Origin of the sequence: Arthrobacter sp. zg-Y1116, assembly GCF_024385485.1 — a bacterium.
Taxonomy (GTDB): Bacteria; Actinomycetota; Actinomycetes; order Actinomycetales; family Micrococcaceae; genus Arthrobacter_B.
Window position 1 is genome coordinate 855,154 of the sequence record NZ_JANFLR010000002.1, and the last position, 14,422, is coordinate 869,575.

14 protein-coding genes, 1 tRNA gene, 1 other RNA gene and 1 pseudogene are annotated in these 14,422 nt (G+C 65.5%); 7 read left to right on the top strand and 10 right to left on the bottom strand.

The genetic code is table 11. The features are described 5' to 3' along the window. Nucleotides 1-27: 27 nt before the first annotated feature. Nucleotides 28-432: RNase P RNA component class A (rnpB, locus tag NNX34_RS10760), an RNA gene on the bottom strand. 76 nt (nt 433-508) lie between these two features. On the opposite strand from rnpB, the gene NNX34_RS10765 reads away from it, so the two are divergent. After that, nucleotides 509-1,273, top strand: a complete 765-nt coding sequence (locus tag NNX34_RS10765) for a peroxide stress protein YaaA (RefSeq protein ID WP_255766489.1) — start codon at nt 509-511, stop codon at nt 1,271-1,273. Nucleotides 1,274-1,277: 4 nt separating this feature from the next. Here the strand turns inward: NNX34_RS10765 and NNX34_RS10770 are convergent, their stop codons facing one another. The 3 genes from NNX34_RS10770 to NNX34_RS10780 form a co-directional block, all read right to left on the bottom strand. After that, nucleotides 1,278-2,237 carry a reverse transcriptase-like protein gene (locus NNX34_RS10770; RefSeq protein ID WP_308219728.1) on the bottom strand — a complete coding sequence of 320 codons (960 nt, stop codon included), beginning with the start codon at nt 2,235-2,237 and terminating at the stop codon, nt 1,278-1,280. 3 nt (nt 2,238-2,240) lie between these two features. Then, entirely contained in the window at nt 2,241-2,981 is a 741-nt protein-coding gene (locus tag NNX34_RS10775; RefSeq protein WP_255766490.1) for a C4-type zinc ribbon domain-containing protein, read from the bottom strand. Nucleotides 2,982-3,058: 77 nt separating this feature from the next. Beyond that, entirely contained in the window at nt 3,059-3,967 is a 909-nt protein-coding gene (locus NNX34_RS10780; protein ID WP_255766491.1) for a Nif3-like dinuclear metal center hexameric protein, read from the bottom strand. A gap of 128 nt (nt 3,968-4,095) precedes the next feature. Here NNX34_RS10780 and msrA point away from each other — a divergent pair, with 128 nt between their 5' ends. The 3 genes from msrA (at nt 4,096) to epsC (ending at nt 6,287) form a co-directional block, all read left to right on the top strand. Then, a complete protein-coding gene (gene msrA, locus NNX34_RS10785; RefSeq protein WP_255766492.1) occupies nt 4,096-4,620 on the top strand; it encodes a peptide-methionine (S)-S-oxide reductase MsrA in 525 nt (174 codons plus the stop codon). Nucleotides 4,621-4,718: 98 nt separating this feature from the next. Then, nucleotides 4,719-5,654, top strand: a complete 936-nt coding sequence (cysK, locus tag NNX34_RS10790) for a cysteine synthase A (protein WP_227923738.1) — start codon at nt 4,719-4,721, stop codon at nt 5,652-5,654. A 48-nt stretch (nt 5,655-5,702) separates the two neighbouring features. After that, nucleotides 5,703-6,287 carry a serine O-acetyltransferase EpsC gene (gene epsC / locus NNX34_RS10795; protein WP_255766495.1) on the top strand — a complete coding sequence of 195 codons (585 nt, stop codon included), beginning with the start codon at nt 5,703-5,705 and terminating at the stop codon, nt 6,285-6,287. A 66-nt stretch (nt 6,288-6,353) separates the two neighbouring features. Here epsC and gndA read toward each other — a convergent pair whose 3' ends face one another. The 6 genes from gndA to NNX34_RS10825 all read right to left on the bottom strand — a co-directional run bounded on the left by gndA (nt 6,354) and on the right by NNX34_RS10825 (nt 10,847). Beyond that, nucleotides 6,354-7,790 (bottom strand): NADP-dependent phosphogluconate dehydrogenase, encoded by a 1,437-nt coding sequence (gene gndA, locus NNX34_RS10800; RefSeq protein ID WP_255766497.1) that lies wholly within the window; start codon nt 7,788-7,790, stop codon nt 6,354-6,356. A gap of 125 nt (nt 7,791-7,915) precedes the next feature. Next, nucleotides 7,916-8,773: a class A beta-lactamase-related serine hydrolase gene (locus NNX34_RS10805; protein ID WP_255766498.1), complete on the bottom strand. Its 858-nt coding sequence runs from the start codon at nt 8,771-8,773 to the stop codon at nt 7,916-7,918. Between the two features lie 86 nt (nt 8,774-8,859). Then, nucleotides 8,860-8,935, bottom strand: a tRNA-Val gene (locus NNX34_RS10810). Nucleotides 8,936-9,019: 84 nt separating this feature from the next. Further along, the gene (locus NNX34_RS10815) at nt 9,020-9,970 is read right to left on the bottom strand and encodes an NAD-dependent protein deacetylase (protein ID WP_255766499.1); all 951 of its coding nucleotides are present in this window, start codon (nt 9,968-9,970) and stop codon (nt 9,020-9,022) included. Further along, a complete protein-coding gene (locus NNX34_RS10820) occupies nt 9,967-10,431 on the bottom strand; it encodes a peroxiredoxin (protein ID WP_255766500.1) in 465 nt (154 codons plus the stop codon). The genes NNX34_RS10815 and NNX34_RS10820 overlap by 4 nt, the downstream gene beginning before the upstream one ends. Next, nucleotides 10,428-10,847 (bottom strand): DUF3052 domain-containing protein, encoded by a 420-nt coding sequence (locus NNX34_RS10825; protein WP_255766501.1) that lies wholly within the window; start codon nt 10,845-10,847, stop codon nt 10,428-10,430. The genes NNX34_RS10820 and NNX34_RS10825 overlap by 4 nt, the downstream gene beginning before the upstream one ends. Before the next feature lie 283 nt (nt 10,848-11,130). Here NNX34_RS10825 and aceE point away from each other — a divergent pair, with 283 nt between their 5' ends. From aceE to NNX34_RS16150, 3 genes and pseudogenes are all read left to right on the top strand, one after another. After that, nucleotides 11,131-13,875, top strand: a complete 2,745-nt coding sequence (gene aceE / locus NNX34_RS10830; protein WP_304659840.1) for a pyruvate dehydrogenase (acetyl-transferring), homodimeric type — start codon at nt 11,131-11,133, stop codon at nt 13,873-13,875. A gap of 94 nt (nt 13,876-13,969) precedes the next feature. Beyond that, nucleotides 13,970-14,206 (top strand): annotated as a pseudogene (locus NNX34_RS16145) (acetyl-CoA carboxyl transferase); the annotation flags it as partial. Between the two features lie 29 nt (nt 14,207-14,235). After that, entirely contained in the window at nt 14,236-14,394 is a 159-nt protein-coding gene (locus NNX34_RS16150; RefSeq protein ID WP_370647258.1) for a hypothetical protein, read from the top strand. Nucleotides 14,395-14,422: the final 28 nt, after the last annotated feature.

Sequence of the window (14,422 nt, forward strand, 5' to 3'; positions counted from 1 at the left end):
CGGCCGCAGCCGTTCTGCGGAAGTATGTGGACGGGTTGGCCGATAAGCCGGGTTTTGTACGCCCGGACCGTTACCGGACCGGGAGCGGCAATCATCCATCTAGGGCCGCCGTTGCCGGCTGCCTCAAGCGGCCTACCCGGACACATCGGGCGGGCAGCCCTCAAACGTGTCCTGTATGGCCTTGCTCCGGGTGGGGTTTACCTAGCCGTCCCGGTCACCCGGGACGCTGGTGGTCTCTTACACCGCCTTTTCACCCTTACCTGCTCAGGCTGCAAAGCAGCTTTAGCCGGCGGTTTCTTTTCTGTGGCACTGGCCTGCGGGTTTCCCCGAGTGGGCGTTACCCACCACCCTGCCCTGCGGAGCCCGGACTTTCCTCGGCGGCTGCGGTTTCCTCGAAGGAATCCGCGCCGACGCGATTGCCTGGCCAACCCGTCCACAGTCAACTCTACCGTCCCGGAGTCGCTGCCCGGTCCGGACCTGCGCCGGCCGGCTCGCGTAGGATTAACCGGTGCTGATTCTGCTCCCGCCCTCCGAAGGAAAAACCCCTGCAGCGTCCGGGCCGCCCCTGGACCCGTCCCGGCTGCATTTCCCGTTGCTTTCCGAACCCCGCTCGCTGGTACTCAAGGCCCTGGCCGGAGCCAGCGGCTCCGATAATGCCCTGGCTGTCTTGGGGGTGGGGGCAACCCTGGCCCCGGAAGTACGGCGCAATACCGCCTTGGACACCGAGCCCTGCGCGCCCGCGCACCAGGTCTACACGGGTGTGTTGTACGACGCGCTGGGCTACGCCTCGCTCCCGCCGGCGGTGCAGCGGCGTGCGGACGATGCCGTGCTGGTGATGTCCGCCCTGTGGGGTGCCCTCGGCTTTGCGGATCCGATTCCGGCCTACCGGCTCTCGATGTCAGTGCGGCTTCCGGAGACCGGGCGCCTTGCCGCCTTCTGGAAGCAGCACCTGACCGGTCCGCTGGACGAGTACGCCGGGGATTCACTGGTGGTGGACTGCCGCTCCAGCACCTATGCCGCGGCTTGGGTGCCGGATCCGCAGCGCACGGCGGCGGTTAACGTATTTACCGTCCGCGACGGCCAACGCAAAGTGGTTTCGCATTTCGCCAAGCACACCCGCGGTGAGCTGGCCCGCCATCTGCTCCTGCGCACCGGCACGGAGCCGGCGACGCCGCAGGACCTGCTGGCTGCTGCACAGGAAAAGTGGGAGGCCGAGCTGGTGCCCCCGGCAGGCCGGAAGCCGTACCAGCTCAACCTCATCCTGGCCGGATAGCGCCCTACCCGGCCACCAGTTCCACTTCGAAACCCTCTTCGTTTTCCAGGTAGGCGGCGTAGTGCTCCGCTCCCCCGGCGTGGGGATGCCGGTCCGCGAACATCAGGGTCCAGCCGTGGCTGGCCGCACGCCGTGCCAGGAGTTCGACGTCGGCCTCCGAACCGGCGCAGAACGCGAGGTGGTTCAGTCCGGGCCGCTTCCGGGAATAGGGACCGCGTTCAACGTCGGGGCCTTCCTCGAGCACGATGTAGCCCTCGGCGCCCTGCCAGCTCGCACCGGTGGTCCAGGTGTCCTTCCGGACGTAGCCCACCCGTTCCAGCAGCCAGCCCAGCGACTTTTCCGCCGCAGCGAAGTCGTTGACCCAGATCTCCGTGTGATGCAGCCGTCCCGTGGGGGCGGCCGCAGGAGCAGGAGACGACGCCGCTTCGAGTACCGCCGCGGCGGCGGCTGCCTTGGTATCCGCACCGGCGCGCGGCTTCCACGGAATGCCGGCCGTGCCGGCATCCATTGCCTCATTGGACAACCGGTCCGCGTCCTTGTTCAGTTCCCGCGGAATCCACTGGTATTTCACCCGCTGCGGATTGACGATGGAACGTGCTTTCGCCGCAAGCTTCTGCATGTCGGCATGCTTGATCTTCCAGCGGCCGCTCATCTGCTCGACCACGAGCTTGGAATCCATCTTCGCCAGGATCCAGCAGTCCGGGTCGATGCTGTGCGCCAGCTCCAGGGCGGCGATAAGGCCTGAATACTCGGCAACGTTATTGGACACCCGGCCCACGTATTCGGCTTTTTCAGCCAGGATGCGGCCGGTGTCAGGATCGCGGACCAGCGCACCGTAACCGGCAATACCCGGATTGCCCCGCGACCCCCCGTCGGCTTCCACGATCAGGGTCCGCCGGGAGCTGCCGGCGGAGGCACGGCGGGGTTCCTCGCCGGAGTCAGGCTCCGGGTCAAACAATGTCACCGCTTAGCTGCCCCACTCGGCAGAGCGGACCAGGATGCAGCCCGAATCCGGGCAGAACACAATCTCGTCTTCGGCAGCCTTGCGGATGTCAGCAAGGTCACCGGGGCTCAGCTGCATGCCCGAGCCCTCGGAGGTGCCGTGGAAGAGCCGGGCGGCGCCGATGCCGTGCTTTGACAAGGTCTTTTCGTAGACGGCAAGCAGCGCGGTATCGAAGCTGTCGGCCAGCTCTGCACGGCGGGCTTCGGCGTCGGAGCTGTCGGCAGCAATGACGGCGAGTTCGGCGTCGCGCTTCTCCTCCAGTTCCCGGCGCTTCCCGTGCAGGGATGTCAGTGCTTCACCGGCTTCGGCTTCGCGGGTGCGGGCAGCCTCGAGCCGTTCCATCACGTCGAGTTCGACGTCTTCAAGGTCGGACCGGCGGCGTTCGAGGGATACGATTTCCGCCTGCAGCGCCGTGAGCTCCTTGGAGCCGCCCTTGCCGCTGTCCAGGTGCTGCTGGTCACGGGCCATCCGTGCGACAACGGACGCTACGTCCGCTTCGGCGCGGGTGAGCTCACGTTCGATGTCGGCCACTTCCGTGCCGGCTGCCACGCGTGCGCTTTCAGCTGCGGCGACGGCACCGGCCAGGGACGCGATCTCGGGATTGTTGCTAACGTTGCGGGCCTGATTGCGCAGGGACTTGATCCTGCTGTCCAGGGCCTGCAGATCCAGCAGCCTCAGCTGCTCCGCGGGCGATGCTTTTGCCACCGGTTACCTCCGTGTATATCCGGGCCTGCCTGGCCCGGCTCTCCTAAGCCTATGCCACCGCCGGGGATCACTTCAGCCTACGGCGTCAGCACGAAGTCCCACGGATCCGTGTTCACGCCGCTGACGCGCACGTCAGCGGCGAAGCCCTGGTCCGTCAGGACATTTTCGAGGGCGTTCGCGGCCGGCGTCAGCCACAGCCATTCGCTGCCGAAGTGGGAGACGTCCATGAGGTACGGACGGCCGTTTCCGGCAGAGGCACGCTCCCGCAGTTCCGACGCCGGATGGTGGCGCAGGTCCGCGGTGACGTAGACGTCGGCACGCTGGGCACGGACGGCGTCGAACAGGCTGTCGCCGGCTCCGCCGCAGACGGCCACCCGGCGGACCATGCCCTGCGGGTCGCCCGCCACGCGGACGCCGCCGGCGACGGCGGGCAGGAGGCTGAAGACGCGCTCGGCGAAGTCCGCAAGCGACAGCATCTCGGGAAGATCCCCGACCCGGCCGATTCCCTCTTCGGGCAGGCCTTCCGCGGCGGGAACCAGCGGGCTGACGTTCCGGAGCCCGAAGGCATCTGCGAGCACGTCGGACACGCCGCCGACGGCGCTGTCGCCGTTGGTATGCACCGTCAACAGTGCGCAGCCGCCCTCGATCAGCCGGTGCACGACATCGCCCTTGAACGAATTGGCAGCTACGGAGTTCACCGGTTTCAGCAGCAGGGGGTGATGGGTGACGAGCAGATCCGCTCCCCATTCAAGGGCCTCGTCGATGACCTCACGGGTGGGATCAACCGCGAACAGGATCCGCCGGACCTCCCGGTCGCCGCGGCCTGCAACCAGGCCGGGCGCGTCCCAGTCCTCGGCCAGTGATTCGGGCCAGAGCTCTTCGGCTGCCAGGAGTACGTCGCCAAGGGTGGGTGTGTCGCTGCCGCCGGTGGCCTGGTCAGGTTCAGTGTCCGCGCCGGCGCGCTCGTGGGGGTGATCCGCTTCCATGACTTTAGTTCTACCCGCTGCCGTTGCCGTGCTCAATTCCGCCGCGCCTGCCGTGACGGAACGAACACCGCCGCACCCGGTTACCGGACATCGGGAATCAAAGCGGGACCTGATGCCTTGTTAAGGGCATGAAGACGTATGTATTAGGCGGAGGCTGCTTTTGGTGCCTCGATGCTCTTTACCGCAAGGTCCGCGGCGTAACCGACGTAGTTTCCGGCTACACAGGGGGCGCGGTGGACAACCCGGACTATGACAGCGTGAGCGCCGGGATCACCGGACACGCAGAAGTAGTGGCCGTGACCTTTGACGAGGACATGATCCCTCCGGAAGTCATCCTGGACATGTTCTTTTCGCAGCATGACCCCACCACCCTGAACCAACAGGGCTACGACGTCGGCACCCAGTACCGGTCCTCGATGTTCTACCGGGACGAGGATCAGCGCAAGGAATTCGAAGCTGCGCTTGAGCGTGCCCGGGAGAACTGGAAGGACCCGATCGTCACCGAGATCGTGCCCCTTCCCCGGTTTTACCCGGCGGAGGATTTCCACCAGGACTTCTACGCCAAGCACCCCGGCCAGGGTTACTGTCAGGTGATCATCAATCCGAAGCTGGCCAAGGCCCGCAAGTATTACTCCGAATGGCTTCAGGACTAAGGCTGTCCGGCCGCGCCGATAGGCTGGAACGGGCATAACTGAGTCCGGCTTTGTTGAGTCCGGCTTTTTGAAGGAACGTTGAAGGAATAGAGGAAACCATGGCTCGTATTTATGACGATGTAACCCAGCTCGTAGGCGGTACCCCGCTGGTCCGCCTGAACCGGCTCGCCGAGGGGCTTCCCGCCCAGGTGGCGGTGAAGCTGGAGTTCTACAACCCGGCCAACAGCGTCAAGGACCGGATCGGCGTGGCCATCGTCGACGCCGCCGAGAAGGCGGGCGCGCTTCAGCCCGGCGGCACCATCGTGGAGGGCACCTCCGGCAATACCGGTATCGCCCTGGCCATGGTGGGCGCTGCCCGCGGCTACAAGGTGATCCTCACTATGCCCGAAACCATGTCCACGGAGCGCCGCGTGATGCTCCGTGCCTACGGTGCGGAGATTGTCCTCACCCCCGGCGCCGAGGGCATGCGCGGAGCAGTGGACAAGGCCAAGGAAATCGTGGCCACCACCGAAAACGCCATCTGGGCGCAGCAGTTCGCCAATGAAGCGAACCCGGCCGTACACCGCGCCACCACCGCCGAGGAAATCTGGGCCGACACCGATGGAAAGGTGGACATCTTCGTGGCCGGCATCGGCACCGGCGGCACCATCACCGGCGTCGGGCAGGTCCTGAAGGAACGCAAGCCGGACGTGAAGATTGTGGCGGTAGAGCCCAAGGACTCCGCCATCCTCAACGGCGGATCCCCCGGCCCCCACAAGATCCAGGGCATCGGTGCCAACTTCGTCCCCGAGATCCTGGACACCACCGTCTATGACGAGGTCTTTGACGCCTCCATCGAGGATTCCGTAGCCACGGCCCGCGCACTGGGCACCCAGGAGGGCATCCTCGGCGGTATCTCCTCCGGTGCCATCGTCTGGGCTGCGCTGGAACTCGCCAAGCGCGAAGAGAACGCCGGTAAGCTGATTGTTGCCACCGTCTGCGACTTCGGAGAACGTTACATCTCTACGGTCCTGTACGACGACATCCGCGGTTAGTCCGCGTTCCGTCCCTGCGGGGCGGATCATCCGAGCAGAAAGTTCTCTGTGAGTCTGTTAGCCCGACTGCGCGAAGACCTCGACGCCGCCGCATCACACGATCCGGCGGCCAGAGGCTCGCTCGAAAACCTCGTTGTCTACTCCGGCCTGCATGCCATATGGATGCACCGGCTGACGCACCGCATGTGGGCCCGGCCCCCGCTGCGGTTCCCGGCGCGCGTGCTCTCGCAGGTGACCCGTTTTACCACCGGCATCGAGATCCACCCCGGAGCGACCATCGGCCGCCGGTTCTTTATCGACCACGGCATGGGGGTGGTCATCGGCGAGACAGCGGAGATCGGCAATGACGTCATGCTTTACCACGGGGTGACCCTGGGCGGCCGTTCGCTGGCCAAGGTCAAGCGCCACCCGACCATCTGCGACGGGGTCACCGTAGGTGCGGGAGCGAAGATCCTGGGGCCGGTGACCATAGGTGCGAACAGCGCGGTGGGAGCCAACGCCGTGGTGGTCAAGGATGCCCCGGCGGATTCGATCATCACCGGCATCCCGGCCAAGTGGCGGCATCGGGACACCAAGATGACCCAGCCCGCGGTGGACCCGGCCGAGTACATCGATCCGGCCATTTACATCTAGCCGGAACAGCACACTAAAAAGGTCCGCAGCTTCCGCTGCGGACCTTTTTAGTACCCTTTGGGTTCCTTAGTGGGTGTCCACTGCCTCGACCTCGGCGCGGTCTTCGCCCCACATGGTGTGGAAGGTTCCTTCGGCGTCGACCCGGTGGTAGGTGTGTGCACCGAACAGGTCCCGCAGGCCCTGCGTCAGTGCCGCCGGAAGGCGCTTGCGGCGCAGGCCGTCGTAGTAGGCCAGCGAGGAGGAGAACACCGGCACGGGAATGCCAAGCTGCACGGCGACGGAGACCACACGGCGCCAGGCCGGGACGGCGGCGGCGATCGACTCCGCGAATGCCGGGGCGAACAGCAGGTTCGCGGGAGCTTCGCTGCCGGCGTAGGCCTTCATGATGTCATCCAGCAGTTCCGCGCGGATGATGCAGCCGGCACGCCAGAGCGAGGCGATCTCGTCCAGCTTCAGTTCCCAGCCGTATTCCCTGGCTGCAGCGTTGAGCATGTCGATGCCCTGCGCGTAGCTGACCAGCTTGGAGGCGTAGAGGGCCTGCCGCACGTCGTCGACGAACGTATCCGGAAGCTCGACGGCGGCTTCCTCGCCCTGGAGCGTGTGCTGTGCAACTTCGCGCTGTCCGCGCTGGGAGGACAGTGCGCGGGCGAAGACCGACTCGGCGATGGCGGAAACCGGGGAACCCAGGTCCAGGCCGGAGACGACCGTCCAGCGTCCGGTGCCTTTCTGTCCGGCGGAGTCCACCACTACGTCCACGAACGGCTTCCCGGTCCGGGCGTCCACGTGGCCCAGGACCTCCGCGGTGATTTCGATCAGGAAGGAGCTGAGCTGGCCGGTGTTCCACTCGTTGAAGATCCTGGCCTGCTCGGCCGGTTCAATGCCGGCAGCGGAGCGCAGCAGGTCGTAGGCCTCGCCGATCACCTGCATGTCCGCGTATTCGATGCCGTTGTGCACCATCTTCACAAAGTGGCCGGCCCCGTCGGTGCCGATCCAGGTGCAGCAGGGCTCGCCGTCGTACTTCGCGGCGATCTTCTCCAGCATCGGGCCCAGGGAATCGTAGGACTCGCGGGAACCGCCGGGCATGATGGAGGGGCCCAGGAGGGCTCCCTCTTCACCCCCGGAGACGCCGACGCCGACAAAGTGCAGGTCCTTCTCAGCCAGGGCGGCCTCGCGGCGGCGGGTGTCCTCGAAATGCGAGTTGCCGCCGTCGATCACGATGTCGCCCGGCTCCAGCAGCGGAACCAGCTGGCCGATCACCGAATCCACCGGCGCTCCGGCCTTGACCATGATCAGAACGCGGCGCGGTTTCTCCAGTGAGTCAACCAGTTCCTGCAGCGTCTCGGTGCGGATGAACTCCCCCTCATCGCCGTGGGCGGAAAGCAGGGCATCCGTTTTCTCGATGGAACGGTTGTGCAGGGCCACCGTGTAACCGTTGCGGGCGAGATTGCGGGCGAGGTTTGCACCCATGACGGCAAGGCCGGTTACACCAATTTGTGCACTCAAGTTCTCTCCAAGGATGGTTCGGGTGCCCGGCGGGCACGGGGACGGCACATGATCATTGCGCCGTGTTCACGCTCCAGCCTATGCTTCTTCGGCGTCCCGCCGCCACAGGGGCCCCGGCCGCGGGATCAGGCCCCGGCTTCGTAGCCGTTGATCACCGAGGCAACGCCTTCGACAATCCCGATCCCTTCCTCGAGCGTGGAGTTCCGGGAACTGAGCACAACAATGCTGTAGTCGCTCCCCCCGGTCCGGACGAACCCGGCGCTGCCCACGTTCCACACGGCGTCGTCGTCCTGCAGCCAGCCGTTCTTCAACGCCACCTCGGCATCGGGCGCCTGCACCCCCGCATTGATCCCCCAGTTCTGCTCCGGGCAGACGTTTTCCATGAGTCCGACGGCGAACGCCAACAGGTCCGGGTCCAGCCAGTCGGCCCCGCAGGCCACCGTCCGGGCAATGCGCAACTGGTCCCCTGCAGTGGTTTCGCCGGCTCCCCAGACTTCACCGGCTTCCGTATCCTCCACCCCGATGAGCTCATAGGTGCGGTTCAGTTCCTCCCGGCCCCCAAGCCGGCCGTACAACTCGGTGGTGGCTTCATTGTCGCTGTATTCGATCATCAGGGTTGCCAGGTATTCTTCCTCCGCCGTGAAGCTGCGCTGCTCTTCGGTGGCCTGGCGGACCAGGGTCAGGAGGATGGGAACCTTCACCAGGCTTGCCTCGAGGTACCGTCCGTCCGGGTTTTCGATCCAGGACTTCCCGGTGCGGTTGTCCTGGAGGGCCACGGAGAAATCTTCCCGCCTGTCCCCGGCCATCACGTCCAGGGCGGCTGCAATCGCTTCCGGTGCCCCTGTGTCCGCGGTGCTGGCGGTGCCTTGCTCTGCGGTTGGTGGTACCAGCGGAGCGTCGCCCGGCGCCGAGCAGCCGCCCAGCAGGATCATTACGGCAAGCGCTGCGCCAACGCGCTTCCGCGCCTGGAATTCCTTTGCCATCAACCCCACTCGTTTCGTACGTCTGTGCGGTTAAACCAAAAGCCGCCGTTGCCTTCCACATCTGCGGAAAGTAACGGCGGCTTCTCTGGTGGGTCCTACCGGGATCGAACCGATGACATCCACGGTGTAAACGTGGCGCTCTACCAGCTGAGCTAAAGACCCAAGACATGTTGCCCGGCCGTCAGAAACTTCTCCGCAGGCCCTGCATCACGAGGAACTACATTACCGTAAGACCGCACCGGATGCCTAATCGGCGCCGTTCTGCGCTTCGGCCGGCAGGTCCGGGAGGTTTTCGGCCAGCCAGGTCAAGGCCGTGCTGACTCCCATATCGATTTTCAGGGTGGCCAGCGGATCCCCCCGTGTGGACCCACGGTTGATGATGACCACCGGTTTGCCGGCCTTGGCCGCGTACCGGACAAAGCGCAGCCCGCTCATCACGGTCAGTGAGGAACCCGCCACCAGCAGGGCACCGGCGTCGTCCACCACAGAGAAGGCCCGGGCCACTCGGTCCTTGGGAACGTTCTCGCCGAAGTACACGAAGTCGGGCTTCAGCATTCCGCCGCAGACGGGACAGTCCGCAACGACGAAGTTCTCGGTATCGGCGATATCCGCGTCGGCATCCGGGGCGATCCCGCCGTCGAGCCGCACCTGCTCCAGATAGCCGGGGTTCAGCTCCTGCAGCAGCCCGGCAACTTCGGAACGGGAAAAGCCCGAACGGCAGTTCAGGCAGACCACACGGTCGTAACGCCCGTGCAGGTCGATGACGTTGACGCTGCCGGCGTCCGTGTGGAGCCGGTCCACGTTCTGGGTGATCAGGCCCGAGAGCAGTCCCCGCCGTTCCAGGACCACCGCGGCCCCATGGCCGGGGTTGGGCACCGCATGGCGCAGATGGTGCCAGCCAATGTGGTTGCGGGCCCAATACCGGCGGCGGAGGTCCGGATCACCGACAAACTGCTGGTAGGTCAGCGGATTCCGCGGGGGCGCGTCGGGCCCGCGGTAGTCCGGGATGCCGGAATCCGTGCTCAGCCCGGCACCGGTCAGCAGCGCCAGCCGCTGCCCGCCCAGATAGCCGACGGCGCGCTCGAGGAGCCGCAGCTCCGCCTCGGTGGGCGGCGGAACGGATTCGAGGGCATGGCCGCTGGCGAAACCCGTGAGGCCGAGGCCCGGGCGGGAGTCCTTCGGCTGCTGTTCGCTCACAGTGCCTCCAAAGCAGTACGGTACTGCTCGAGCGGACGCGCTGCGCCCGGGTCGGAACGGATGCATGCGCGGAGGGCGCCTTCCCCGTCCATCACAAAGCTGGCGCGTTCCGCCAGCCCCCTGCGTGCGTCAAAAGCCCCAAAAGCCCGCGCCGTCTCGCCGTGCGGCCAGAAATCGGAAAGCAGGTCGAAGCCGAAGCCTTCCTGCTCGGCCCAGGCACGCAGGGTGTACTTCGAGTCACAGGAAGCTGCCAGCAGGCGCACGCCGGCGTCGTCGAAAAGGGCACGTTCGGACTGCAGCTCCGCGAGCTCGCCCCGGCACACCTGGGAGAACGCGAACGGGAAAAAGACCAGCACGACGCCGGATCCCCGGAGACCGTCCAGCCGGACCTCTTCGCCGAACTGGTTGGGAAGGCAGAAGTCCGGTACCGCAGCACCTGCCGTGAGCAGGTGCGCAGTCACTTCTTGCGTCGGCTCACCAGGCGTGTGGCAGCCCAGTCATCGGTGACGCCCGGGGAAGTGGTGACGTGCAGTCCCGCTGTGGGTGCTGCTTCCTCGATGTCGGCCGGAGGAACGTAGCCCTCGCGCCCGGACTTCGGAGTCAGAACCCAGACCACGCCGCCGTCGTCGAGCGTGGTCAGGGAATCGACCAGCGCGTCCACGAGGTCGCCGTCGTCGGCGCGCCACCAGAGGATGACGCCGTCCACAACATCGTGGTCGTCTTCAGTGAGCAACTCGCCGCCGATGAGGTCCTCTAGGTCCTCACGGAAGTCGAAGTCCACATCCTCGTCGTAGCCGTACTCCTGAACCAGGTCCCCGTCCTTGAAACCCAATCTGCTCGCCACGTTTTCTTCAGTGACGGCTTCGGCCTCGCTCACTTCACTCCTCCTGGTTGACTGCATAAATACAAGGGAATCACACATTTGCCTGATCTGCGCTGTCTCCGACTCAACGAAACACCTAAAACCCGCAGGCTTCAAGGGTTTGGGGGTCTACGCCGTCAGCGATGAGTGCCGGGCAGGCTACGCAACTACGGCCGCTCGGGACTAGAGTGGATAAAAAGGGGCGCCGAGGCGCGCATACGCGCAAGCGAAGATCCGGCGGACACCGGCCGGATACCACAGAAAGAATGCCGCAGACACAATCTGTACATGAGAGAGGTTGGCCGTGGCCGCAGAAGACACAACGGACATCCTGAGCGGGTTAACCAACCAGCTGCCGGACCGTGATCCCGAGGAAACCGCAGAATGGATCGAATCGCTCGACGATCTGATCCGTTCGCAGGGCACTGAACGCGCGCAGTACATAATGCGTTCACTGCTCCAGCGCGCCGGTTCCCAGAGCGTGGGCGTGCCGATGGTAACCACCACCGACTACGTCAACACCATCCCGGTTGATCAGGAACCCGAATTCCCCGGTGACGAGGAAATCGAACGGCGATACCGCGCCTGGCTGCGTTGGAACGCCGCCATCATGGTGCACCGGGCCCAGCGCCCGGGCATCGGCGTCGGCGGCCATATTTCAACGTACGCCGGAGCAGCGACCCTGTACGAAGTGGGCATGAACCACTTCTTCCGGGGCAAGGACCACCCGGGCGGCGGAGACCAGATTTACTTCCAGGGTCACGCCTCCCCCGGCATGTATGCCCGCGCCTTCCTCGAAGGCCGCCTGTCCGAAGAGGACATGGACGGCTTCCGCCAGGAGAAGTCCCGCGAGGGGCATGCACTGTCCTCCTACCCGCATCCGCGCAGCATGCCGGACTTCTGGGAATTCCCGACGGTTTCCATGGGCATTGGTCCCATGAACGCCATCTACCAGGCACAGTCCAACCGCTACCTGCAGAACCGCGGCATCAAGGACACTTCCGAGCAGCATGTTTGGGCGTTCCTTGGCGACGGAGAAATGGACGAGCCCGAATCGCGCGGCCTGCTCCAGCTCGCCGCCAATGACAAGCTCGACAACCTGACCTTCGTGATCAACTGCAACCTGCAGCGCCTCGACGGCCCGGTCCGCGGCAACGGCAAGATCATGCAGGAACTGGAAGCCTTCTTCCGAGGCGCAGGCTGGAATGTCATCAAGGTTGTCTGGGGCCGCGAGTGGGATGACCTGCTCCAGCGCGACAAGGACGGCTCGCTGGTGGACATCATGAATGCCACCCCCGACGGCGACTACCAGACCTACAAGGCCGAGTCCGGCGGATTTGTGCGCGACCACTTCTTCGGCAAGACCCCGGAGACCAAGGAACTCGTTGCCAACCTGACCGACGAGGAAATCTGGAACCTCAAGCGCGGCGGCCACGACTACCGCAAGGTTTACGCCGCGTACAAGGCCGCCACGGAATTCAAGGGCGCGCCGACGGTCATCCTGGCCCACACGGTCAAGGGCTACGGCCTGGGCACGCACTTCGAGGGCCGCAACGCGACCCACCAGATGAAGAAGCTCACGCTCGATGACCTGAAGGCCTTCCGCGACCACCTGCGGATCCCGATCAGCGACGAGCAGCTCGAAGCCGACCCGTACCAGCCGCCGTACTACAACCCGGGAGCGGATGCCCCCGAGATCAAGTACATGCTGGAACGCCGGCGCGAACTGGGCGGCAACGTCCCGGAACGCCGGGTAAAGCACGAACCCGTCCACCTTCCGGACGAGAAAGCCTACGAAGTAGCCAACCGGGGTTCCGGCAAGCAGCTGGCCGCCACGACCATGGCCTTCGTCCGCCTGCTCAAGGACCTGATGCGGGACAAGGAGTTCGGCAAGCGCATTGTGCCGATCATCCCCGATGAGGCCCGTACCTTCGGCATGGACTCGTTCTTCCCGACGGCAAAGATCTACAACCCCAAGGGGCAGAACTACCTGTCCGTGGACCGGGACCTCGTCCTGGCCTACAAGGAATCCCCGCAGGGCCAGATTGTGCACGTCGGCATCAACGAGGCCGGCTCGATTGCGGCGTTCACCGCGGCGGGCACGTCCTACGCCACGCACGGCGAGCCGCTGATCCCGGTCTACGTGTTCTACTCGATGTTCGGCTTCCAGCGCACCGCCGACTACATCTGGGCGGCTACCGACCAGATGGCACGCGGGTTCCTGATCTCGGCTACCGCCGGCCGCACCACCCTCACCGGTGAAGGCCTGCAGCACGCCGACGGCCACTCGCCGATCCTGGCCTCCACCAACCCCGCGGTGAAGACCTACGATCCGGCCTACGGCTACGAGATCGGACACATTGTCCGCCACGGCCTCGAGGAGATGTACGGCCCGGATTCCAAGGATCCGAACGTCATCTACAACCTCATGGTCTACAACGAGCCGATCCAGCAGCCCAAGGCCCCCGAGGACCTGGACGTGGAAGGCATCATCAAGGGTATCTACCTGCTCGCACCGGCAAAGATCGACGGACCCCGCACCCAGCTGCTGGCCTCCGGTGTTGCCGTGCCGTGGGCCCTGGAAGCCCAGAAGCTCCTTGCCGAGGACTGGGGTGTTTCGGCCGATGTCTGGTCCGTGACCTCCTGGAACGAGCTTCGCCGCGACGGCCTCGCCGCCGAGGAGGAAGCCTTCCTGAACCCCGGCTCTGAGCCGCGGGTACCCTTCGTCACCCAGCAGCTGGCCGGTGCCACCGGCCCGATTGTTGCCTCCACGGACTACATGAAGGCCGTACCGGACCAGATCCGCCAGTTCCTGCCGAACGAATTCGCCACCCTCGGTGCCGACGACTTCGGTTTTGCGGACACGCGTGCAGCTGCTCGCCGGTACTTCAAGATCGACAGCCACTCGATGGTGGTGCGGGCATTGGAGATGCTCGCCCGCCGCGGTGAAGTCGACGCCAATGCCCCCAAGGAGGCAATCGAGAAGTACCACCTGCTGGACGTCAACGCCGGCACCAGCGGAAACGCCGGCGGCGACGCCTAGGTAATCCGCCGGTCCTCGAACTCGGGGAACATGAAAAGGAACCGCCGCATCTGCGGCGGTTCCTTTTCATTTGGCGGCCCCGTGTTGACCTGACTGGGAATCCATACGGATTTCGCGCAACCCCCGCCGTCCGGGCGTCCGCCAGCTGCTGCATTTCGGCGCGAGCGACGTGCTGCCCCTGAACGGCAGCGGGCAGGGCGAAAAGGACCCGGGCCTGTTACTGGCCCTGGCCCGCTTCGGCCGGACATCCTGCAAAGTGCTGGGGCAGGACCGGGAACACGGAACAGGACAGGCTGCCCTGGGACCGGCTTCGCTCCGGGAGGCACGCCGCTGGCCGCCCACGGGATTGTGGACCACACGGTGGCGGAACTGCCAGATGCCGCCGAGGAGGCACCCGAATTCTGCCGGCGGATGGCCCGGGCCGTGGAATACGAGCTGGCCTCGCTTCGCGCCGTTCCGCCGGACGAGCGGCTGGCACTGCGCACGGAGCGATTCCGGCGGCTGGGATCGGCGCTGTAGTACCGCTGTCACTGCCCCCGCGCCGGCA

Coding starts and splice junctions, on each gene's coding strand:
- cysK (WP_227923738.1), top strand. CDS start 4,719: ATGGCTCGTATTTATGACGATGTAACCCAGCTCGTAGGCGGTACCCCG.
- msrA (WP_255766492.1), top strand. CDS start 4,096: ATGAAGACGTATGTATTAGGCGGAGGCTGCTTTTGGTGCCTCGATGCT.
- NNX34_RS10805 (WP_255766498.1), bottom strand. CDS start 8,773: ATGGCAAAGGAATTCCAGGCGCGGAAGCGCGTTGGCGCAGCGCTTGCC.
- NNX34_RS10780 (WP_255766491.1), bottom strand. CDS start 3,967: ATGGAAGCGGATCACCCCCACGAGCGCGCCGGCGCGGACACTGAACCT.